The organism is Acinetobacter sp. NIOH-H-8 (assembly GCF_046635365.1).
In the GTDB taxonomy this organism is placed as follows: Bacteria; Pseudomonadota; Gammaproteobacteria; order Pseudomonadales; family Moraxellaceae; genus Acinetobacter.
The window spans coordinates 1-402 of sequence record NZ_JBHDVN010000310.1; the positions used below are offsets into that span (position 1 = coordinate 1).

Consider the following 402-nt stretch of genomic DNA (forward strand, 5'->3'; position numbering starts at 1 on the left):
CAGCGACGACGTGCGCGGCCTCGGCGGCGAAGACAACGCGATGATCCGCGTACGCGGCGAGTACCTGCCGCTGTTCAGCCTGCACGAGCTGTTGCGCATCGGCGGCGAAGCGCCGGCGCCGGAGCAGGGCATCGTGGTGATCCTCGAGTCCGAGGGGCGCAGCTTCGCCCTGCAGGTGGACGAACTGGTCGGCCAGCAGCAGGTGGTGATCAAGAGCCTGGAACAGAATTTCCGCCGCGTGGAGGGTATCGCCGGCGCCACCATCATGGGCGACGGCAGCGTCGCCCTGATTCTCGACGTCGATGCGCTGCCACGCCTGGCGGCGCGGGAGGACACCGCCGATGAACGGCACTGAGGCAAGCCAGGCGAACGGCCCGGCGCAGGAATACCTGACCTTCACCC

At 68.7% G+C, this 402-nt stretch carries 1 protein-coding gene; it reads left to right on the forward strand.

All coding sequences use genetic code 11. The annotated features are described in order from the left end of the window. Nucleotides 1-355 (forward strand): chemotaxis protein CheW (locus tag ACEWB7_RS18390; RefSeq protein WP_411581148.1); only part of this gene is annotated, 355 nt, incomplete at its 5' end. Between the last annotated feature and the right edge of the window lie 47 nt (nucleotides 356-402).